Genomic DNA, 20,684 nt, shown 5'->3' with positions numbered 1-20,684 from the left:
TCAGCGGCATACCCAAAGCCATCTTTAAAGCCGTCAAAGCACAGGCGCCGGCGGCGCACCGAGCAATTGCTCGACCGCGACGCCGATTGCCAGCAGCCGCCGGTCGTCGCCGAGCGGCCCATCCAGTTCCAGGCCGACCGGCAAGCCGCTGGCGCTCATTCCCGCCGCCAGCGACAAACCCGGAATGCCCGACGTGCTGGCCGGGTCCGTATTCCGTAGGAACGCGTCCATCGTATCGATCGACGCGGCGCCGTCGATCGATACGGTCGACGAGCCGTTCACATCGTCGATCGGCACCGCCACGAGACGTGTGGTCGGGAACAGCAGCGCGTCGAGCCGCTCATCGGCGAAAGTCGCCGCGACGTACTGCTGCAAGCGCGGCCGCCATTGCTTAAGCGCCGCGTCGTAATGGGCGCCGAGCGCGTCGGCGAGCACGCCGTCGTAGATCGCGCGCACATCCGGGCTGGCGATGCGGACCGCCAGTTCGGCTACGGTCCTGACGGGCGCATCGTTGGCGACGAGCCAGGCGAGCACGTCCTCGCGTGCCTCATGGATCGCGAGCGGACCGCCCACCAGGCCGTTCAAGGTCTCCAGTTCGCTCATGGCAACGGGCACGAAGGTGACGCCCGCTGTTTCAAGCCGGCGCAAAGCGGCTCGCGCGACGTCTTCCACCTGCCTTTCGAGTCCTTCCCAGAGCGGCGCGGGCAAGCCGATACGCAAGCCGTTCAGCGTGATTGTGGGCAATGGTCCCGCGCCGGTGATCACACCGTCGAGCAGGGCCACATCCGCGACCGTGCGCGCCATTGGACCTACCGTGTCGCGTGTATGGCTGATCGGCACGACCGCGTTCGGGTCGTGATAGCGCCGCTCGGCGCCGCCGTTGCCGACCGACGGACGAAACCCGACGGTGCCCGTCAACGCGGCGGGGATGCGAGTGGAGCCGCCGGTGTCGGTACCAAGACCGGCGGGCACGATGCGCGCGGCGATCGCCACGGCGGTGCCGCCCGACGAGCCGCCGGGGATCAGCGAGGGGTCGTACGGATTGCGCACCGGCCCGGCGTGCACGGCCAGATTCGTGCTGGTGATGCCGAACGCGAGCTCGTGCATGTTGGCTTTGCCGAGCACGATCGCGCCGGCATCGAGCAGCCGTTGTACCGAGGGCGCGTTGGTCTTCGGCACGAAACCCTCGAGAGCGGGGGTGCCCGCCGAGGTCTGCAAGCCGGCCGTATTGATGTTGTCCTTCACCACGATGGGCAAACCGGCGAGCGGCAAGCGAGCTTTCGCTTCGGGTGGCAGCGCATCGAGGCGCTGCGCGGCGGCGAGCGCGCCGTCGAGATCGAGCGTGGTGAGCGCGTTGAGGCTCGAGAGGGCGGCGGCGCGCGCCAGCAGCGTGGCCATATAGTCGGCGGCCTTGAGACGCCCCGACTGGATCGCCGCGACTGCCTCCATGGCGGTTAGCGCCAACTGTTCATCGACGGTCCATGTCATCGCCGGCGTCTCCTTGAACTTGAAGTGTCGCCTATTCTGGCACAGCCGCTTAACAATCGACGTCGGGTGAGGAAAGATGCCTGAGTTCGCAGAAAGACCCGTCGGCGCTTCGCAGGGCGACTGGCCTGGTGGTTTGGTTTTGCGCGGTGGAGCGATGTGAGCGCCGCTCGGGCGCATCGGGCGCTCTTGGGCGGCCCTGTCGCCGTTACTGCCGGTTGTCGATCCACATGCGTCCCCAGCGGAACGCATAGGCAAGCGCGTGCTCTTCGTCGAAGAAGTAATCGAGCGCGTCGAACGAGTAGGCCTGGCCCGGGCTTGCGGGGCTTTTCTCGATGGTCAGGTTGGCGGCGAACAGGCCGTTGGGCAGCCGTTGCGCAGCCGGTGCGACTTCATAGCCCTTGTAGCGAATATTTGAATTCATGGTCGTGGCAGTGAGTGTGCCCGCGTGTGTTGCCAGGGAGCCGGCACGCGGAACGCAACCCTGTGCGTCGGGCAACCGGTGGTGAGCGGGCAGATCAAGCGTAAGCCGCGCCGCGCAGCGGGTGAACCAATCTTTCGTCGTAAGCAAATCAGCGAGCTTCGGGAACGGTCTTCAGGAGACCGGATCGGAGCATAGTCGCTGGATGTGACAACACTATCCGGCCTTGTTGCCGGCTGGTCTGTTATGTGGCGCACGGTTTGGAGCGGGGCGGCGCGGCCGCGTCGAGGCAACGGCCGGTAAGGAAGGTAGCGGAGCGTTCGTGGACCGCAAGCCGCGGTCCACGATGTCATGCGGTTCGCGCTTAGACGGCGTGCAGCAGGCGGGCAGGCTGTGCTGCCTTGACTGCGGGGGCGAGCGGCGCGGCGCCCGGCGTGCGATGCGCGTTGAATGCCAGCGCGAATTGGGCGGCCTGCTGGCCGACCGTGGCGAGCTGATCGACCACCTTGGCGTCGGAACAGGTATCGACGGTGTCGAAACGCGTTTCCAGCGTATTGATTCCGGCGCCGAACGGCGTAGGCCAGCCGCGCAGCGCGTGGACGATCGAACGCAGCGACGTCAGCACCGAGCCGGCAGCCTGCCAGCCATAAGCGGTGACGATACAGCCGACCGCGCGGCCATCCAGATACGGCCGCTCGTCGGCGCGCAGTTCCTCGAGCGTGTCGAGCGCGTTTTTGACGAGGCCCGAGACGCCGCCGTGATAGCCGGGCGTCGCGATGATCAGCGCATCCGCGTGGCGCACGGCTTCGATCAGTTCGAGCTGTTCGTCGGTGCGTTGCGGGTTTTCCGGCGCGTAGTGGGGCAGGCTATGCAGAAAGGTGCCGCCGAACAGGCGGGTATCCGCGCCCGCGGCTTGCGCGCCGCGCAACGCAAAGCCGAGCGCGCGCTCGGTCGACGACGCCGCGCGTGTCGTGCCGCCGATGCCGATAACGAGCGGCCGGCGGTGATGATCGAAACTGGTCAACGAAATGCTCCTTCGGTAGCGGCTCACGGCGCGCTGGCGCGGGGCTGCGCGCAGACACGCCGGGGCGAACCGGACTTTGAAGTGTCATCTTAATGACCGTCGCAACCCCGGCGAAGCGACTTTTTGTTCTAACGATATAACCGCGTGGGGTGATTGGGGGCGGAACGCGCCATCTGACGGAGGTTTCGAAGCAGATACGCGGCCCGGTGCTATGCAGTTGACGCCGCGCCGGATAAGCATATGGCGAACCATTGTTTGGGGGCGCGATGACGCACCGCTATGATTGAACCGTCTCCTCCATGACATCTCCTTGACATGGGACTCGGCCTCGCTACACCAGTGGCGAGGCCTTTTTTTCGTCTGGACTTTGTCGGGTCTTTCGCTAGCGTCAGCGCTCGCCGCTTCACGATAAAGCCGTTTTTCGCGTGCTACGATGGTCCGCCAGTAATTCCCCGCGAGGTCGAGCAAGCGATGGCAACCCTATATGACACGCTCGGTGTGCACGTGCACGCCACGGACGAAGAAATCAAGCGGGCCTATCGCAAGGCCGCGATGAAATGGCATCCGGACCGCAACAGCGGCGCCGAAGAAGTCGCGCGCGCCACCTTCCAGGAAATCAAGGACGCTTACGCGATCCTCTCCGACGCCGCGCAGCGCAAGGTGTACGACTCGGTGTACAGCGAGCAGATGCGCGGCTGGGAAGCGCAGCGGGCGCGTCAGCAAAAAGCACAAGCGGAACGCGAGGCGGCGGCGCATGCCGCGGACGAAGCGGCCTATGCGGAGATGGTGTCGCTCGCCATGCGTTTCGCCGACGACGGCCACAATCGCGACGTGTTATTCGGCGTGCTGCTGGGACGTCGATGCGAGGCCCGCCGGGCCGCGCAGATCGCCGACAGTGTGTCGGCATTGCAGGCGTCGCGGCGTGAGGCCGAGAAGGCGGAGCTTGCCGCCGAGGCGGCTGCGAAAGCGGCGGAGGTGCCCGACGTTGCAGCCAGCACGCAGGCCGCTGCGGTCAACGACGATGCCGCCAGGCGCGGCACACCAGGCAACCACGGCTACCACGGCAACCCAGGCAAGCGCGAAGAGCATGCCAGCGATGCTCACCCTGCCGGCGTAATGAGTGGTCTCTGGTTTCAGTTCCTGAATGGCTTGCGCTTTTGATGAGACGGATTTGGCCGTTAGACCAGAGACGTAGACCGAATTGATATAGAGCGCGGCCTTTAGCGTTCGAATGTCCGCTTCTAGAATCGAAGACACGTCCGTGACATGTGTCGTTCTATTGCCGAATGAAGAGCGACGGTTCCTCATTGCCACGCGTGCGGGTGGCGGACTCATTAATATGCCGGGCACGAGGTGGCTCGCGTGCTCGCGGCTCACCTCCTTGTCGCCGACTCGGCTTCCTTTGCGAAAGGCCCGCTTCGCCTGACCTCCACGTTGCAGATTCCGAGAGGCACGACGACCATGATTACCTTTATTTTTGTCGTTGCAGTGGCGGCGTTTATCCCCTACGTCGCGGCGCCTGGCATCGTGAACGGGGTCAAGGCGATCAACGCGCAGCCTGCGGCGATGCGGTTTGAAACTTCACCGGCGGCGTCCGATGGCGCAAGTGACGCGGCGAACCGGATCGGGTCCGAACGGCGCGAAGGTGGGGCTTCCGTCTGACGAGATGCCGCCACGCGAGAACGCGGCGGCGTTGAAGCGGTATGGGCGCGGGACTGGCATTCGAGCGCCACAGCGAGCGGCACACCAGGCACCACACCAGGCACCACTCAGGCGCGGCACATCCAGGCGGCACTGAGGCCGCCTCCAGACGCTTACTTGCCAACCTTCTCGCGCGGCTGGAAGAAGGCGAGACAGGCACCGACGAAGAGCGCTGCCGCAATCACATACATGCCCGCATTGGTGCTGTTTGTGACGTCCTTCATCCACCCGACGACGGTCGGACTGACGAAGCCCGCCAGATTGCCGACCGAGTTGATCAGACCGATGCCGGCGGCGGCCGCGGTGCCGCCGAGCATCGCGCCAGGCCACGCCCAGAACACCGGCATCGTGGCGAGCACACCCGCCGTGCCGATTGAAAGCGCGATCATCGCGAGAACGACGTTCGAACTGAAAATGGTCGCGGCCAGCAGCCCCAGGCTTGCCATCAGACCCGCGGCGGCGAAATGCCAGCGCCGCTCGCGCAAGCGGTCGGCGCTGCGGGCAATCAGCAACATCGCGACGATCGCACACCCATAAGGGATCGCAGTGAGCAGGCCGACGTTCAATGCATCCTTCACGCCCGCGGTCTTGATGAGCGTTGGCAGATAAAAGCTCACGCCGTAGAGACCCATCATGCAGCAGAAGTAGATCCCGGCCATGAACCACACCCGGCCGTTGCTCAACACGCTCGACAACGATGCGTGCAGCTTGCCGGCGCCATCTTCCGCGATGCCTTGTTCGAGCAAGGTCTTTTCATCTTCGGTGAGCCATTTTGCCGAGCGGATTCCGTTGGGCAGGTACTTCAGCGTGATGACCCCGAGTACGATCGAAGGAATGGCTTCCAGCAGGAAAAGCCACTGCCAGTTCGCGAGACCATGCACGCCGTTGAATGCCTCCATGATCCAGCCCGACATCGGGCCGCCGAGCACACCCGCGACCGGAATCCCCATCATGAACAGCGCATTGACGCGGCTGCGACGCGCACCCGGATACCAGTACGTGAGGTACAGCACGATGCCCGGGAAGAAACCGGCCTCCGCGATACCGAGCAGGAATCGCAACGCGTAGAACTGGGTTGGCGTGGCGACGAACAACGTGGCGGCTGAGATGAACGCCCATGTGATCATGATGCGGCTGATCCACAGCCGTGCGCCAAAGCGGTGCATCAGAACATTGCTGGGCACTTCGAAAAAGAAATAGCCGATGAAGAAAATACCCGCGCCCAGTCCGTAAACCGTATCGCTGAAGTGCAGGTCGTTGAGCATTTGCAGCTTCGCAAAGCCGACGTTGACGCGGTCGAGATAGGCCGCGACGTAGCAGAGAAATAAAAACGGCAAGAGGCGCCAGGTGACTTTGGCGTAAGCGAGGGACTCCAGTTTATGGCGGTCGGCGGCAGGGTTCAGCGTTGTGGCGTTCATGTGTCTCTAGTTGCTGTGGCAGTTTTTCAATGCAGCCCGCGGTTACCGCAGAGGCCGCTAGGCTCGCGCGCGGCTGACAGCATACAGAAAAGATCGGATTTTTGCGCTGCTACACTTCGTCGCGATGCCATCCGCAATACTCGCGCGTGATCGACCTGGTACAAATTCTCGTAGCGCAGCAATTTAGGCCATCGTAGTGTCACGAGGACGCAAGACTGGACCAGCAGAATTGCGCGGAGAGATAAAAAACTTGGGACGGGGTGAGCGTGACCAGAAAATACAAAGTGCTGTTTCTCTGTCGCGAGAATTCGGCACGCAGCATCATGGCGGAAGCTTTACTGCGTGAACTGGCAGGCCACCGGTTCGACGCATTCAGCGCGGGGCCGGAGCCCGCCGCGCGTGTTCATCCCAGTGCGATCGCGCAACTGCGGCCGGGTATTTCAGACCTCGGCGCGCTCAGTCCGAAAAGCTGGCTGGAATTCACCGGCGAATGGGCACCGCGAATGGATCTCGTCATTGCCATGGACGCGGCTGTCGCCGGGCATCGCGCGCCGCTCTTTCCGGGGGAACCCTCAATGTGTCTCTGGACTTTTGCCGATCCGCTCGCCGCTGAAATGCCCGAGCCTGAACGAGTCCGTTTGTTCGAGAAGGTCTTCTGGCAAATCGTGCGGCAGCTCAGCGCGTTCATCGAACTCCCGCAATACGCGGGGGCACAAGACACTGCCGCGAGTGACGAAGCGCCGGCTTGCGCCAGCCAGGCGCTGTAAATCTCCGCCCGCGCTTTGACAACGCCGACGAACATGTCGACCCTGCTGCTGCCATCAGGAAGTGCAGGGATATAGGACTTCGTGCCAGCGCTTTAACAGGCTGACGGCCTAGCGATTGTTCGGGCGCGCGAGCGGACTGCCGGCGAACGGGTCGTTGAGCCAATCCACCTGCTTTCTCGGCTGCGGAGCCGGGGCCGGCGCGGCCGTTAATTCGAAATGGTCAATTGATTGACCTGCACTGATTGCCTGTTTAAGCCATTGGGGCATGTCACCCTGGCCGTCCCAGCTATCTCCCGTTGCGCTGCGGTAGCGCTCAGCCTTTTGCCCCTTCGGTTCGGCCGCCAGCACCGCGGCGAGGTCTTCTGGTTTGATGCCAAACTCTTCCATGCGGTGGCGGAGATACGCAATCATGCTATCTCGCTTCCTTTCGTCCATAAGATATTCGTCCTTCTAAAGCGTCCGGCGTTCTGTCAATTGCAGATTGCGAGGGAACCCGCGAAAGCATTGAATCCAAGTGAATGGAGTCTGCTCGCGGCAAAGTTATTGATTGAAGGAAATCCCAGTGGCAACGCCAAAAACGGTGTTCCATAAATGCGTTGGTGCATATACCTGGCCGGGCCGCCTGGACGGCTGCCCGTGCCGATCGGTATCAATCGCTACCAACCGGTGGCAATCAGTGAATATTCAAGCGCTCCGCCGCGCGGCAGGTACGGCTGCATAAGCCGGATAGCCGCTATGGAAAAGACGGTGATGACGATGCACTGATCGCGAATGGCCTGTCTCATGCCCACGCTCCGTCTCTCGCCGGTGCCTCGCGCGGGGCTGATTGTGTGTGTTATTCCAGCATCATAGCGCACTGTTCGGGTAAAGCACGCGCTGGCCCGACTGATTTTTGTTGTCGAATGCCTTTGAATGTCCCTAATAAGGCTCCTGCCGACGCCGCTAACCCAGTGCGCATCGCCGGGATTGAAATCCTGGGTGGCCGACCTATAACGAAACTGCGGAGCGACAATCTGCGTTTCCAGCCTGATGGCGACCGCTTCCGGCATGCCATGCGTGGCCGCCCGACATTGGTTTCAGTCTGGCAACTATTTACTCGTTTAGTTCGGTGACTCGCGGCAGCAGTCCCACATAGGCATTCGCCCGTCCGCCTGTTCGATTGGTGACGTGACGTTTTTCGCGGATCGATTCTTTTTGGAGGGGATGAGCGCTGCTGCGCCGGATTCGAGGAGTCTGGACATGAAATTACGTTTATTGATGGCGCTGGCCAGCATCGCGCTCTTTCTGGCGCCGAACCCGGCCGGCGCGCTGGATGGTCCGCAGGACGAAGCGGTGTCCGGCCGGGCGTTCATGCAGAACGCGAACGAATCGGCACAGGCCAGCACCGACATGTCGTTTGGTGAAGCCGGGCGGACTATCGTGCCGGGCGCGCAAGCGGTGCAGAACGTCTCTTATGGCGGGGTTGCCGCCGGCACGGAGGAGGCGGGAGGCCGGCATGAGCGGCCATGCTCTTCCGGGCCGCAATGCAGGGTCTATTTTGGTCGATGACCGACCGGCACTTCGGGAGGCGGTGAGGGCGCAGCACGTACCGCCTCCAACACTTCGCTGCGTGACCCCATCATGGGGGCCGCGCACTTTATCCTGATCGAAACGACGCACGAAACAACCCTGTCATCCGCGGCCGCCAAACTGTTGGAAATACCCCCACGCCCAACTGCAATTTTACGAAGTGGCCAGCGGGCGATTTAATACGATGTTATGGTGTGTTCCGTTCAGGTCTTCGCCCACTGATCTTGGAGCTGCAAATCACAAGCAGGCAAATTTCGCCTGCTTTTTTTAATCGTGATGCGCTACCCGTGAATTGATTAGTCCGGTGCGACTGCTCCAATCCCACCCGTTGTTTAGTGACTCGCAAACAATACTATGTTGATGGAAAATAATCTGCCGGCGGGCACTGTCTCGCCGGACGATAGCGCCTCGTCGTCTCTGCGTTCCTGGCTCGCTGTCGGCGCCGTGGCAATCGGTGCGTTCGCATTCGTGACCACGGAGTTTCTACCCGTTGGACTCCTGCCGCGCGTGGCGGCGGATCTGGGCGTGCAGCCCGGCACCGCTGGTTTGATGGTGACTGTGCCGGGTGTGATTGCCGCCATCTCCGCACCCGGTTCGATGCTGGTAGCCGGCCGGATGGATCGCCGGCGTGTGTTTCTGTTGCTCACCACCCTGTTGCTGGCGTCGAATCTGATCTCCGCCTTTGCGCCCAATTTTCTGCTTCTGCTGTTCGGGCGCGCGCTGCTTGGCGCGGCGCTGGGCGGATTCTGGACTCTGGCAACGGCGGCATCGGGGCGTCTCGTACAGCCGAAAGATTCGGCCAAAGCCATGGCGACGATCCTGACCGGTGTGACCTGCGCAACGGTGATCGGCGTACCGCTCGGCACCTTCATCGCGAGCTTCGCCTCGTGGCGTGCATCGTTCATGGCCACCGGCGTACTTGTCGCGATCGCGCTCGTGGCCCAGTTCGTCTTCGTGCCGTCGTTGCCGTCAAGCGCCGCATTGCGGATGCGCGATCTGGTGTCCCTGCTGCGTCGCCCGCATCCGCGCAGAAGCATGCTGATGGTGGCGCTCGCATTCGGCGCGCACTTCTCGTCATACACGTACATCACGCCGTTCCTGCTGCGCAACGCGAATTTCTCGATGTCGACCATTACGTGGTTATTGCTTGGCTTCGGCATTATTGGCTTCGTGTCGAACTTCGTCGTTTCATCCACGGTGACGCGTAACCTGAAAACGTCCGTGGCCGCGATGGTTTCCCTGCTCATGTTCGCGCTGCTGGCAATGCCGCTGTTGCAGCATTCATCGATCGGTGTCGCGGCGCTCGTCCTCGCGTGGGGTGTTTCGTTCGGGGCGCTGCCGCTCTGTTTCAGCGTGTGGATTCAACGTGCTACGCCCGATTCGCCGGAAGCGGGTTCGGCGCTGTTTGTCAGCATCATCCAGGTGGCGATTGCGTTGGGCTCGCTGATTGGTGGCGTGGTGGTCGACCATGTCGGCATTTCTGTCGACTTTCTTTTCGGTAGCGGTTTGGCACTGCTGGGGCTTGCCGCGCTCGCGAGTTTCGGGCGCAGCGAACAGAGCGTGGTGGCCGAGGCGATTGCGTGTCCGGCGTGTAGTGACTAGCGAAGGTAAAGAGCACGGTCGGCGCTTTGCTTGCGATAGCGAGCAGGCAAAACGTCGATCTGCAACGGGATGCCATTGCATGGATTTTGATCGAAGCGGCTTTTGCGTCTTGCGAAAGTGAGAGCGAGATCATTTCGAACCCCGCACGCTCGCCGCCAAGCCCCCCCGCGATCCGTTTTTGTTATCACCCTCTCCAATACACGGATTGTTGGCGCATCGCACCGCTCGTATATTTGCTGAACCAAAGCAGAAGCCTCACGGCCAGCAGAAATACAACAACTGAAAGACAAGCTGCACAGGCTTGCCACAGGAGCACAGCGATGAATCGAATCGATCTGGAAGGACGCGTGGTCGCCATTACCGGCGGCGCGCGCGGCATTGGCTACGCAGTGGCTCAACGGGCGCTGAACTCAGGCGCGTCGGTTGCGCTATGGGACATCGACGCCGAGCGCCTCGCGCGCAGCGAGCGCGAACTCGGCGAACTCGGCAAGGTAACAGCCGTCACGGTCGAACTCACCCAGGAAGCCTCAGTGGTTCAGGCGGTGGCACAAACGGTCGCCGCCCATGGCGCGATCGACGTGCTGATCAACTGCGCCGGCATCACCGGCGGCAACGGCACGACTTGGGAACTCGACCCCGAAGTCTGGCGCCGCGTGATCGACGTGAATCTGATCGGCCCGTATCTCACCTGCCGCGCGGTCGTCCCGCAAATGCTCAAACAGGGCTACGGACGGATCGTCAATATCGCTTCGGTGGCCGGTAAGGAAGGCAACCCGAACGCCTCGCACTACAGCGCCTCCAAAGCCGGGCTCATCGGCTTGACCAAATCGCTCGGCAAAGAGCTGGCGACGAAGAACATCCTCGTCAATGCGGTCACGCCCGCGGCGGCCAAAACAGAGATCTTCGATTCGATGTCGCAGCAGCATATCGACTACATGCTTTCGAAGATTCCAATGAACCGGTTCCTGCTTCCGGAAGAAGCGGCCTCGCTGATTCTTTGGCTTTCTTCTGAAGACTGTGCGTTCAGCACCGGCGCGGTATTCGACCTGTCCGGCGGGCGCGCGACTTATTGAGTCGTCAGCGCGTTAGCTGAACCGCGGTAATAGCAGCCGCTATGCAGAAGATAAAAACCGCCGGGCGCGACCCGCATGCTCGGCGAAGGAGACGTCATGAAGCCGCATTCGCCCACGTCGCTGGAGGCGATCAACAGCAAGGTCATGCGCCGGCTGTTGCCGTTCCTGCTGCTGATGTACGTATTGGCGTTTCTCGACCGCGCCAATATCGGCTTCGCGCAGAAAGCGTTGCAGCACGATACGGGTTTGTCCAATGCGGCTTTTGCCTTCGGTGCGGGTGTGTTCTTCGTCGGCTATGCATTATTCGAAGTACCGAGCAATCTTCTCCTGCATAAGGTCGGCGCGCGTGCGTGGATGTGCCGGATCATGGTGACATGGGGGCTCGTCTCGGCGGCGATGTGTCTTGCGCATACGCCGAGCGCGTTCTACTCACTGCGGTTTCTGCTGGGTGTCGCCGAAGCCGGTTTCTTCCCCGGCGTGATCTACTACCTGACCAACTGGTTTCCGCAAGCGGCGCGAGCGCGCGCGGTGGGCGTGTTTTACTTCGGCGCGCCGCTAGCGTTCATTTTCGGCAGTCCGTTGTCGGGTTCCCTGCTCGAACTGCATGGCACGATGGGTCTCGCCGGCTGGCAGTGGCTGTTTCTGATCGAGGGAACGTTGGCCTCGTTGGTCGGCGTGTGGGCGTTCTGGTATCTCGACAACCGTCCTGAAGACGCGCGCTGGCTGAATGCAGAGGAGCGCACCCAGTTGCGCAGCGCACTCGACGACGATGCGCGTGCCGCCTCCACGCACGGACCGCATCGCATTCTCGCCGCGCTGGTGGACCGCCGCGTGCTGCTGCTCTCGGCGATCTATCTGCTGATCCAGATGAGCGTCTACGGCGTGATCTTCTATTTGCCGCAACAAGTGGCCGCTTTGCTCGGCACCACCGTCGGCTTGCGCGTGGGTCTCGTGGCCGCGTTGCCGTGGGTGTGTGCGCTGGCTGTGACGTGGTACGTGCCGCGTCGTGCGGATCGCACGGGTGGTCACCGGCGCTGGGCGGTGGCGCTGCTGGTGCTCGCAGGCCTTGGCATTGGCGCCTCGGGGCTCGCGCATAACCCATCGATCGGGTTGATCGCGCTGTGCTGCGCGGCCAGTGGATTCATCGCGGCACAACCGCTGTTCTGGACGTTTCCGACGCGCTACCTCACGGGGGCCGCGGCGGCGGGCGGGATCGCGCTGATCAATTCGCTCGGCGGTCTCGGTGGATTCATTGCGCCAAGCTTGCGCACGGCGGCGGAGCGGGCGTTTTCATCGACCTCGGCAGGGCTGATCGTATTGGGCGTGTCGAGTCTGCTGGCGGCGCTGATGATCGGCACGCTGTTGCGGCGTGACGGTACAGATTCAAGCGGGTCGTTCCACCATTTACTGCACCGTGCCCGCTAGGCGCATTTTTGGCAGCACGTTCTGCGCACCAACAACGGAGCCCTTTTCATGGCCATGCCTACTATCCGGCACGTGCGTGCCTTTATCGTCCGCGGCGGCGGTGCGGACTATCACGATCAACCCGACGGACACTGGATCGACGATCACATTTCCACGCCGATGGCGCGCTATCCGGAGTATCGCCAGAGCCGCCAGTCGTTCGGTATCAATGTGCTCGGCACGCTGGTCGTCGAGATTGAAGCGAGCGACGGCACCGTCGGTTTCGCGGTCACGACCGGCGGAGAGATCGGCGCGTTCATCGTCGAAAAACATCTCGCGCGCTTTCTCGAAGGCCAGCTTGTTACCGACATCGAGAAGATGTGGGATCAGATGTATTTCTCGACGCTGTATTACGGCCGGAAAGGCGTGGTGCTGAATACGATCTCAGGCGTCGATCTCGCGTTGTGGGATCTGCTCGCGAAGGTCCGCAAGGAGCCGGTGTACCAGCTATTGGGCGGTCCGGTGCGCGACGAACTCGTTTTCTATGCGACTGGCGCGCGTCCGGATCTGGCGAAAGAGATGGGTTTCATCGGCGGTAAATTGCCGTTGCAGCATGGTCCGGCGGAAGGCGAGGCCGGACTCAAGAAGAATCTGGATAAGCTCGCCGAGATGCGTAGCCGCGTCGGCGACGACTTCTGGCTGATGTACGACTGCTGGATGAGCCTTGACGTGCCGTATGCGACGCGGCTCGCGCAGGCGGCGCACGAATACGGTCTGAAATGGATCGAAGAATGTCTGCCGCCGGACGACTACTGGGGTTACGCCGAACTGCGCCGCAACGTGCCACGCGGCATGATGGTGTCGACCGGCGAGCATGAAGCGACCCGCTGGGGTTTTCGCATGCTGCTGGAGATGCAGTGCTGCGATCTGATTCAGCCCGATGTGGGCTGGTGCGGCGGCATTACCGAACTCATCAAGATTTCCGCGCTCGCCGACGCCCACAATGTGATGGTGGTGCCGCACGGTTCATCGGTGTATAGCTATCACTTCGTCGTCACGCGGCACAACTCGCCGTTCGCGGAGTTTCTGATGATGGCGCCGAAGGCGGATGAAGTGGTGCCGATGTTCACGCCGCTGCTCCTCGATGAGCCGGTCCCCGTGAATGGACGGATGAAGGTACCGGAAACCCCGGGCTTCGGTGTGCGATTGAATCCGGAATGCGCGCTGGTACGCCCTTATCCGCGGTAAGTGCTCGATGGTCGCGTGGTGAATCCGCCGGGATGAATGCGCCGTGAACTCAGGCCCAGCCTGCAAGACAGAGTATTGACCCAGCCAACAGGAGAATGACGTGTTGCTCAAGGACAAGGTCGTGATCGTCACCGGTGGCTCGCGTGGTATTGGCCGCGCGATAGCGGTTGCATGCGCAACCGAAGGCGCGGATGTGGCGATCAACTACTGGGGCGATAACGACGCATCGTACGGGCGCCGCTCTGCCGTTGAGGAAGTGGTCGGCGAAATCGAAGCGTTGGGGCGGCGTGTGATCGCGATCGAAGGCAATGTGGCCGCGCGCGAAACCGGTCACGAACTGGTTCGCCAAACCGTCGAAGCCTTCGGCAAAGTGGACGTGCTCGCGAGCAATGCCGGCATCTGCCCGTTCCATGCCTTTCTCGACATGCCACCTGAAATATTGGAGTCGACGGTGGCCGTCAATCTGAACGGCGCGTTCTACGTGACGCAAGCCGCCGCGCAGCAGATGAAAGCACAGGGCACGGGCGGCGCGATCGTGGCGACGAGTTCGATCAGCGCGCTGGTAGGCGGGGGCATGCAAACTCACTACACGCCGACCAAGGCGGGTGTGCATTCGCTGATGCAGTCGTGTGCGGTGGCATTGGGGCCCTACGGCATTCGCTGCAATTCGGTGATGCCCGGCACGATCGCCACCGACCTGAACGCCGAAGATCTCGCCGACGAAGCCAAAAAAGCCTACTTCGAAAAGCGCATTCCGCTGGGCAGACTCGGCCGCCCGGAGGATGTCGCCGACTGCGTGGTATTCCTCGCGTCTGAGCGCGCGCGTTACGTAACAGGCGCCGCGCTGCTGGTGGACGGCGGCCTGTGCGTCAACTTGCAGTAACGCGCGATGCCGACGTCAATGAACCGGTGCGGAGACGATCACAGGCGCGGCCGCGGTCACGGCGGAGTCGTCGCGTGCGAGCTTGCGCGAGAAGCCACGCAGCAAATCGATAAAGCGCAGCGCCGGTTCGGCGAGGGCTTCTTCCTTGCGCGTGAGAATGCCGAAACCGGCGAGGCTCTTGCCGATTTCGAGCGGCAACGCAACCAGCAGCTTGCCGCGCAGATGATCGCGCACCACCGACTCGGGCAGCATGGCCACGGCGTCGTAGTTTTCGAGCAATTGCAGGGTGGCGAAGATCGATGCGCACTCGGTCAGATTGACCGGCGTCGCCAGACTCGCACGCGCGAGTTCCTCTTCGAACAGCACCCGCGCCGGACTGGTAACCGGTTGCGCCACCCACGGCCAGTCGATCAATTCCCGCAACGTGATGCGCGCGCGCTGTGCCAGCGGATGCACCGAGCGCACCACCAGCAGCAAGGTCTCGCGAGCGAGCGGCTCGAAACTGAAATCGTTGTGTTGCAACGGACTGGTCAGGCGTCCCAACGCCAGATCGACCTCGCGGCGATGCAGCAATTGCACGACCTGGTCGCTGGTTTCCCCAAGAATGCGTACATTCAGCAACGGGCTTTCGGTTTTCAGGGCGGCCACCGCCATGGCCAGCAGATCGGGCGCGGCACCCATGATGGCGCCGACGGTCAATTGTCCATGGCCGCCGCGGCGTTTGACGTCGAGGTCTTCGGCGAAGCGGGTCAACTCGGCCAACGCCCGCCGCGCATACGCCAGCGTGACCACGCCGAGCGGCGTGGGCGTCATGCCGCGCGCGTTGCGCTCGAACAGCAGGAAGCCGAACGCTTCCTCGATGTCGCCGAGCATGCGGCTCGCGCTGGGTTGCGCGACATTGATCGCCTCGGCGGCCTGATGGAGATTGCGCGCGTCGTCGAGCGCGACGAGCAGCGCGAGGTGTTTGAACTTGAGCCGATTGACGAGTGCGATGGCAGCTGAGTGTTGGCTCATGGTTCCCGGTGCGATTCGGTTTGTGGATCGCCCAATCCCAACAACGAATTGAGATGCTATCGACGCAGGAATTATAGTCGTATCAGTCGCTTCTCAGAGAAAGCGCCCGGATACGACGGGAGACAGGCCGCAATGGAAACAATCGCTTTCCGGATGGTACTCAACCCGGGCATGCGCGAGGAATACGAACGACGTCATGCGCAAATCTGGCCCGAACTGGTTGATGCATTGCACAACGCCGGTGTGCGCGATTATCGGATTTTCTTCGACGCGGGCTCGGACCATCTTTTCGCCATTCTGACGCGCGCCACGAATCACACCATGCATGAGCTGCCGCAACTCGAGGTGATGCGCAAATGGTGGGATTACATGGCCGACATCATGCAGACGGCCCCTGACCACACGCCGCTTCAGCAACCGCTCGAGCCGGTCTTTCATCTGAATTCACTGAGCTGACGTCGCGGACTGTGCTTGTGCCTTATGAGCGGAGGGTGTCGCATGCAGGTTGTCGATTCGCATATCCATCTGTGGGATCTGAAGACGCATCGCTATCCGTGGCTGGAAAAGCCGGGGGTGTCGTTCGTGGGGGACGCGCGCGAACTCAAGCACGACTATCTGCTCGACGACCTGCTCGGTGAGGCCGGCGATATCGACGTGCTGAAGCTGGTGCACGTGGAAGCGAATCACGATCCCGCCGATCCGGTCGAGGAAACCCGCTGGCTGCAATCCATCGCGGATCGTCCCGCCTCGCGCGGTATGCCGAATGCGATTGTCGCCGCCGTGGATCTGTCCGCGGCGAACGCACCTGAACTACTCGAAGCGCACGCGTCGTTCGCCAATACGCGTGGCATCAGGCAGATCCTGAACGTGCACGAGAACAAGCTGTTCGATTACGTTGGCCGTCATTTCATGCGCGAGCCGCAGTGGCGCGAACATTTTGCGTTGCTGCGCCGTTACGACATGTCGTTCGATCTGCAACTGTATCCGTCGCAGATGGAAGAGGCGGCGGCGTTGGCGCGCGCGCATGGCGAGACCATTTTTATCATCAACCATGCGGGCATGTTCGTGGACCGCAGCAGCGTTGCCGGTTATCGCGCGTGGCGTGACGGGTTGCGACTGCTCGCGGGTTGCAGGAACGTCGCGGTGAAGATCAGCGGACTCGCGATGTTCGATCATCAGTGGACGGTCGAAAGCCTGCGCCCCTATGTGCTTGAAACGATCGACACGTTCGGCGTGGAGCGCGCGATGTTCGCGTCTAACTTTCCGGTCGACCGGTTGTTCGGCTCTTATGCGGATTTGTGGCACGCGTATGCGTCAATTGTGGATGGCGCGAGCGTGGCTGAAAAAGAAGCGCTGTTCTGCCGTAATGCGGAGCGCTTTTATCGTATCTGACCTGCCGCCCCGGCATTGGCGCATCTGACGCACACTCGAAAGCGAACACTCGAAAGCGAATACGAAGGAGACAAGCAGTGCAGCAATCCCCAACCGCGGTGCCCAGGCTCGAACTCCGGCACGCCAGCAAATCCTTCGGCCGGGTCCGTGCGTTATCCGACGGCGATCTCGCGTTGTGGCCGGGCGAGGTGCATGCGCTGCTCGGCGAAAACGGCGCGGGCAAGTCGACGGTCGTGAAGATTCTCGCGGGCGTGCATCAGCCGGATACCGGCGAGCTGCTGGTCGACGGTGTGGCGCGTCGTTTCGCGACGCCCGCGCAAGCGCGCGACGCGGGCCTCGCGGTGATCTATCAGGAGCCGACGCTGTTCTTCGATCTCTCGATCGCCGAGAACATCTTCATGGGACGGCAACCGGTGGACCGGATCGGCCGGATTCAGTACGACGCCATGCGCCGCGAGGTGGATGGCTTGCTGGCCTCGCTCGGGGTCGATCTGCGCGCGGATCAACTGGTGCGCGGTTTGTCGATCGCCGATCAGCAGGTGATCGAAATTGCGAAGGCCTTGTCGTTGAACGCGAACGTGCTGATCATGGACGAGCCGACCGCCGCGTTGTCGCTGCCCGAAGTGGAGCGGCTCTTTGCGATCGTGCGCAAGCTGCGCGAGCGCGAGGTGGCGATTCTGTTCATCACGCACCGGCTCGACGAAGTCTTCACGCTGACGCAACGCGTGACGATCATGCGCGACGGCGCGAAGGTATTCGACGGACTCACCGCCGATCTCAGCACCGAGTCCATCGTCGCGAAAATGGTGGGCCGCGATCTGGAAACGTTCTATCCGAAGGCCGAGCGGCCGCCGGGCGAAGTGCGCCTGTCCGTGCGTGGACTCACGCGAGTGGGCGTCTTCAAGGACATTTCCTTCGACGTCCGCGCCGGCGAGATCGTCGCGCTAGCGGGTCTCGTGGGTGCGGGCCGCAGCGAAGTGGCGCGCGCGATCTTCGGCATCGATCCGCTCGACTCGGGCGAAATTTCCATTGGCGGCAAGCGTCTCGCCGCGGGCAGTCCCGCCGCGGCGGTGCGTGCGGGCCTCGCGCTGGTACCGGAGGACCGTCGTCAACAAGGGCTGGCATTGGAGTTGAGCATTGCGCGCAATGCGTCGATGACCGTGCTTGGACGACTCGTCAAACATGGCCTGATTTCCACCCGCAGCGAAACGCAGCTGGCCAATCAGTGGGGCACACGCTTGCGTCTCAAAGCGGGCGATCCGAATGCGCCGGTCGGCACGCTTTCCGGCGGCAATCAGCAAAAAGTCGTGCTGGGCAAATGGCTCGCCGCCAACCCGAAAGTCCTGATCATCGACGAACCCACGCGCGGCATCGACGTCGGCGCGAAAGCGGAGGTGTATAGCGCATTGGCGGAACTGGTGCGCCACGGCATGGCCGTGCTGATGATTTCGAGCGAACTGCCGGAAGTACTCGGCATGGCCGACCGCGTGCTGGTCATGCACGAGGGCCGTATCAGCGCCGATATAGCGCGCGCCGAAGCCGACGAGGAACGCATCATGGGCGCCGCGCTCGGCCAACCGATTCCACCGTTGGGGCACGCCGCATGATGCGCCATTCTCCCACTCATCCCGCGCCGGTCCGGGCACCGGTCCCCAAACGGACCGGCAGCGCGCCAGGCGGCTTCGTCGCGAGCATTGCGAAGAGCCGCGAGACGACGCTCTTCGTGGTGCTGATCCTGTTGATCGTGGGCACGGGGCTCGCCAAGCCGCAGTTTCTGAATCTGCAGAATCTGCGTGACGTGCTGCTCAATGTGTCGATTATCAGCTTGCTGACAGCCGGCATGACGGTCGTGATCCTGATGCGGCATATCGATCTGTCGGTGGGATCGACGGTCGGCGTGAGCGCCTATGCGGTCGGCAGTCTGTACGTTGCGTTTCCGCATATGCCGGTGATCGTCGCGTTGCTGGCCGGACTGGCGGTCGGTCTGGTGGCGGGCGCTATCAATGCGTTGCTGGTTGCCGTGGGACGCGTGCCGTCGCTGGTGGCCACGCTCTCCACGCTCTACATCTTTCGCGGCGCGGATTACGCGTGGGTCCACGGCGGGCAGATCAATGCAACCAGCTTGCCCGATGCGTTTTCCCGTCTCGCGACCGGTACGTTCTTCGGCATACCTACGCTCGCGCTCATCGCGATCGTCGTGCTGGCTGTGTTGGCTATCTATCTGAAGCAGTTTCGCGGCGGACGCGAACACTACGCGATCGGCTCGAACCCGGAGGCGGCGCGGCTTGCCGGCGTGAACGTCGAGCGTCGCGTGATGGCGGGCTTTTTGCTGTCCGGCGCGATTGCCGGCTTTGCGGGCGCCTTGTGGCTCGCGCGCTTCGGTACCGTCGATGCAAGCACGGCGAAGGGCATCGAATTGCAGGTGGTTGCCGCCGCCGTGGTGGGCAGTGTCGCGATCACGGGAGGGGTGGGCACCATTCTCGGCGCCACGCTCGGCGCGCTCGTGCTGGGGGTGATCAGCATCGCGCTTGTCGTGCTGCACGTCTCGCCATTCTGGGAGCAGGCGATCGAGGGCGCGCTGATCGTCGCCGCGATTACCGCCGATACCTTGCTGGCCCGCTCCGTCGCCAAACGCATGATGAGGAAACGCGATCATGGCTAAACCCGATTCCGCGTTGCTCACGCGCAAACGCGAAACACCGTTGCAATGGGAAGTGTTGCTGGTCGTCGTGCTGGCGCTGTCGCTCGGACTCGGGCGCTGGTTGTCGCCGGTGTTTCTCACCAGTGCGAATATCAGCAACATCCTCGCCGACCTGACCGAGATCGCGTTGATGGCGCTGCCCATGACGCTGATTATCGTTGCCGCGGAAATCGATCTTTCGGTGGCGTCGGTGTTGGGCGCGTCCAGTGCGTTGATGGGCGTGCTGTGGCATATGGGTTTGCCGATGCCGGTGGTGATCGTGCTGGTATTGATTGCCGGTGCGCTGGCGGGCTTGCTGAACGGCCTCGTGATCGTGAAGCTCAATCTGCCTTCGCTCGCGGTCACGATCGGCACGCTGGCCCTGTTTCGCGGTCTGGCGTATGTGTTGCTCGGCGATCAGGCGGTCGCGGATTTTCCGGCGGGGTATACGGCGTTCGGCATGGATACGGTTGGCTCGACCTTCATTCCGTTGCCGTTTGCGATCGTGATCGTCGGGGCGGTGCTGTTTACGGTGTTGCTGCAGTCCACCGCATTCGGCCGCAGCCTCTACGCAATCGGCGCGAATCCCACCGCCGCGGCGTTCTCCGGTATCGAAGTCGCGAAGATCCGGCTGCGGCTGTTCGTGTTGTCCGGCGCGATGAGCGCGCTGGCCGGTGTCGTCTATACGCTGCGCTTCACCAGCGCGCGCGGCGATAACGGCGAAGGTTTCGAATTGTCGGTGATCGCTGCGGTGCTGTTCGGCGGCGTGAGTATTTTCGGTGGGCGGGGTTCGATGTACGGTGTGCTGCTGTCGCTGCTGATTATCGGCGTGCTGAAAAACGCGCTGACGCTCGACGATGTATCGAGCGAAACGCTGACGATCGTCACGGGCGTGCTGCTGCTGGCATCGGTGCTGATTCCCAACCTGGTCGCCCGCTGGCGTGCGGCGCGTGACCGGCGTTTCATCGCGAAGTCCGCTTCTTCTTTATAACGTTCTCTTAAA

The 20,684-nt window shown here is 62.5% G+C and carries 21 protein-coding genes; 14 read left to right on the top strand and 7 right to left on the bottom strand.

The features are described from left to right. Positions 1 to 33: 33 nt before the first annotated feature. The 3 genes from iaaH to QOC89_RS07105 all read right to left on the bottom strand — a co-directional run bounded on the left by iaaH (position 34) and on the right by QOC89_RS07105 (position 2,930). Complete coding sequence (iaaH, locus tag QOC89_RS07115) at positions 34 to 1,488, bottom strand: indoleacetamide hydrolase (protein WP_323044382.1); 1,455 nt, start codon at positions 1,486 to 1,488, stop codon at positions 34 to 36. A 205-nt stretch (positions 1,489 to 1,693) separates the two neighbouring features. Then, on the bottom strand, positions 1,694 to 1,909 hold the full coding sequence (locus tag QOC89_RS07110; RefSeq protein ID WP_323044381.1) for a transcriptional regulator: 216 nt from the start codon (positions 1,907 to 1,909) through the stop codon (positions 1,694 to 1,696). A 361-nt stretch (positions 1,910 to 2,270) separates the two neighbouring features. Next, complete coding sequence (locus tag QOC89_RS07105; RefSeq protein ID WP_323044380.1) at positions 2,271 to 2,930, bottom strand: NAD(P)H-dependent oxidoreductase; 660 nt, start codon at positions 2,928 to 2,930, stop codon at positions 2,271 to 2,273. 471 nt (positions 2,931 to 3,401) lie between these two features. Between QOC89_RS07105 and QOC89_RS07100 the strand changes: the two genes are divergently transcribed. Together QOC89_RS07100 and QOC89_RS07095 are read left to right on the top strand one after the other, a co-directional pair. After that, complete coding sequence (locus QOC89_RS07100) at positions 3,402 to 4,091, top strand: J domain-containing protein (protein WP_323044379.1); 690 nt, start codon at positions 3,402 to 3,404, stop codon at positions 4,089 to 4,091. A gap of 201 nt (positions 4,092 to 4,292) precedes the next feature. Continuing rightward, positions 4,293 to 4,592, top strand: coding sequence for a hypothetical protein (locus QOC89_RS07095; protein WP_323044378.1), 300 nt, complete (start codon positions 4,293 to 4,295; stop codon positions 4,590 to 4,592). Positions 4,593 to 4,744: 152 nt separating this feature from the next. Here QOC89_RS07095 and QOC89_RS07090 read toward each other — a convergent pair whose 3' ends face one another. Beyond that, a complete protein-coding gene (locus QOC89_RS07090) occupies positions 4,745 to 6,049 on the bottom strand; it encodes an MFS transporter (RefSeq protein ID WP_323044377.1) in 1,305 nt (434 codons plus the stop codon). Between the two features lie 266 nt (positions 6,050 to 6,315). On the opposite strand from QOC89_RS07090, the gene QOC89_RS07085 reads away from it, so the two are divergent. Continuing rightward, positions 6,316 to 6,816, top strand: a complete 501-nt coding sequence (locus QOC89_RS07085) for an arsenate reductase ArsC (protein WP_323044376.1) — start codon at positions 6,316 to 6,318, stop codon at positions 6,814 to 6,816. A gap of 108 nt (positions 6,817 to 6,924) precedes the next feature. On the opposite strand, the gene QOC89_RS07080 is transcribed toward QOC89_RS07085, so the two are convergent. Together QOC89_RS07080 and QOC89_RS07075 are read right to left on the bottom strand one after the other, a co-directional pair. Then, positions 6,925 to 7,251: an H-NS family nucleoid-associated regulatory protein gene (locus tag QOC89_RS07080; RefSeq protein WP_323044375.1), complete on the bottom strand. Its 327-nt coding sequence runs from the start codon at positions 7,249 to 7,251 to the stop codon at positions 6,925 to 6,927. Positions 7,252 to 7,472: 221 nt separating this feature from the next. Beyond that, positions 7,473 to 7,601: a hypothetical protein gene (locus QOC89_RS07075; RefSeq protein WP_323044374.1), complete on the bottom strand. Its 129-nt coding sequence runs from the start codon at positions 7,599 to 7,601 to the stop codon at positions 7,473 to 7,475. A 382-nt stretch (positions 7,602 to 7,983) separates the two neighbouring features. Between QOC89_RS07075 and QOC89_RS07070 the strand changes: the two genes are divergently transcribed. The 6 genes from QOC89_RS07070 (at position 7,984) to QOC89_RS07045 (ending at position 14,595) form a co-directional block, all read left to right on the top strand. Continuing rightward, positions 7,984 to 8,364 (top strand): hypothetical protein, encoded by a 381-nt coding sequence (locus QOC89_RS07070; protein WP_323044373.1) that lies wholly within the window; start codon positions 7,984 to 7,986, stop codon positions 8,362 to 8,364. 375 nt (positions 8,365 to 8,739) lie between these two features. Beyond that, entirely contained in the window at positions 8,740 to 9,987 is a 1,248-nt protein-coding gene (locus QOC89_RS07065) for an MFS transporter (protein ID WP_323044372.1), read from the top strand. A 320-nt stretch (positions 9,988 to 10,307) separates the two neighbouring features. Continuing rightward, positions 10,308 to 11,060, top strand: a complete 753-nt coding sequence (locus QOC89_RS07060; protein ID WP_323044371.1) for an SDR family NAD(P)-dependent oxidoreductase — start codon at positions 10,308 to 10,310, stop codon at positions 11,058 to 11,060. A 96-nt stretch (positions 11,061 to 11,156) separates the two neighbouring features. Further along, positions 11,157 to 12,485 (top strand): MFS transporter, encoded by a 1,329-nt coding sequence (locus QOC89_RS07055; protein ID WP_323044370.1) that lies wholly within the window; start codon positions 11,157 to 11,159, stop codon positions 12,483 to 12,485. 48 nt (positions 12,486 to 12,533) lie between these two features. Next, positions 12,534 to 13,712: an L-rhamnonate dehydratase gene (gene rhmD / locus QOC89_RS07050; RefSeq protein ID WP_323044369.1), complete on the top strand. Its 1,179-nt coding sequence runs from the start codon at positions 12,534 to 12,536 to the stop codon at positions 13,710 to 13,712. 100 nt (positions 13,713 to 13,812) lie between these two features. Next, positions 13,813 to 14,595: an SDR family NAD(P)-dependent oxidoreductase gene (locus tag QOC89_RS07045; RefSeq protein ID WP_323044368.1), complete on the top strand. Its 783-nt coding sequence runs from the start codon at positions 13,813 to 13,815 to the stop codon at positions 14,593 to 14,595. Between the two features lie 15 nt (positions 14,596 to 14,610). On the opposite strand, the gene QOC89_RS07040 is transcribed toward QOC89_RS07045, so the two are convergent. Next, positions 14,611 to 15,609 carry a LysR family transcriptional regulator gene (locus QOC89_RS07040; protein ID WP_323044367.1) on the bottom strand — a complete coding sequence of 333 codons (999 nt, stop codon included), beginning with the start codon at positions 15,607 to 15,609 and terminating at the stop codon, positions 14,611 to 14,613. Positions 15,610 to 15,741: 132 nt separating this feature from the next. Here QOC89_RS07040 and rhaM point away from each other — a divergent pair, with 132 nt between their 5' ends. From rhaM to QOC89_RS07015, 5 genes are all read left to right on the top strand, one after another. Then, a complete protein-coding gene (gene rhaM, locus QOC89_RS07035) occupies positions 15,742 to 16,065 on the top strand; it encodes an L-rhamnose mutarotase (protein ID WP_323044366.1) in 324 nt (107 codons plus the stop codon). Between the two features lie 42 nt (positions 16,066 to 16,107). Further along, positions 16,108 to 17,001 carry an amidohydrolase family protein gene (locus QOC89_RS07030; RefSeq protein WP_323044365.1) on the top strand — a complete coding sequence of 298 codons (894 nt, stop codon included), beginning with the start codon at positions 16,108 to 16,110 and terminating at the stop codon, positions 16,999 to 17,001. 77 nt (positions 17,002 to 17,078) lie between these two features. Continuing rightward, positions 17,079 to 18,608 (top strand): sugar ABC transporter ATP-binding protein, encoded by a 1,530-nt coding sequence (locus tag QOC89_RS07025; RefSeq protein WP_323044364.1) that lies wholly within the window; start codon positions 17,079 to 17,081, stop codon positions 18,606 to 18,608. Continuing rightward, entirely contained in the window at positions 18,605 to 19,663 is a 1,059-nt protein-coding gene (locus QOC89_RS07020) for an ABC transporter permease (RefSeq protein ID WP_323044363.1), read from the top strand. The genes QOC89_RS07025 and QOC89_RS07020 overlap by 4 nt, the downstream gene beginning before the upstream one ends. Then, positions 19,656 to 20,672: an ABC transporter permease gene (locus QOC89_RS07015; RefSeq protein ID WP_323044362.1), complete on the top strand. Its 1,017-nt coding sequence runs from the start codon at positions 19,656 to 19,658 to the stop codon at positions 20,670 to 20,672. Before QOC89_RS07020 ends, QOC89_RS07015 begins: the two co-directional genes overlap by 8 nt. Positions 20,673 to 20,684 lie beyond the last annotated feature (12 nt).

Origin of the sequence: Paraburkholderia sp., assembly GCF_034668105.1 — a bacterium.
GTDB lineage: Bacteria > Pseudomonadota > Gammaproteobacteria > Burkholderiales > Burkholderiaceae > Paraburkholderia.
The sequence above is the reverse complement of the archived record's forward strand: the minus strand, read 5'-3'. Positions and strand labels throughout refer to the sequence as shown.